Annotated in this window: 1 protein-coding gene; it reads right to left on the bottom strand. The window is 60.3% G+C overall.

The window, feature by feature from the left end; translation table 11 throughout:
- On the bottom strand, positions 1-421 hold a 421-nt coding region (locus AWU74_RS08155), incomplete at its 3' end, for a DUF362 domain-containing protein (RefSeq protein ID WP_306701108.1).
- Positions 422-471 lie beyond the last annotated feature (50 nt).

Below are 471 nucleotides of genomic sequence, written 5' to 3'. Positions count from 1 at the left end.
CCACGTTTATGTGGAACGCGGGACGCCCGCGCAGCACCGCCGCCGAGTATTCGGCGATTTTCTTGTTCAAAATCTCGTTCGTCTCGTCGCTCGCCGCCCGCACCGCGTCTTTGGGGCACACGCCTATGCACCGCCCGCAGCCCGCGCATTTCGCGTGGTCAACAGACGCTTTTTTGTCCGCAACGGTAATAGCGCTGTGGGCGCACACTTTTTGGCACGCGCCGCAGCCTATACACCGCGCGGGGTCTACGTGCGGCTTGCCCTGAGAGTGCATTTCCATTTTGCCGGCGCGGGAACCGCAGCCCATGCCGATATTCTTGAGCGCGCCGCCGAAGCCGGCGCATTCGTGTCCCTTAAAGTGGCTGAGCGATATGACGATATCCGCGTCCATTACAGCATGACCGATTTTCGCTTGTTTCACATATTCGCCGTCGGTCCCCTCTCCTCTCGTTTCATCCGTGCCTTTCAGCC

Source organism: Treponema endosymbiont of Eucomonympha sp. (assembly GCF_001028545.1).
This window is presented reverse-complemented; position numbering and strand designations above follow the sequence as displayed.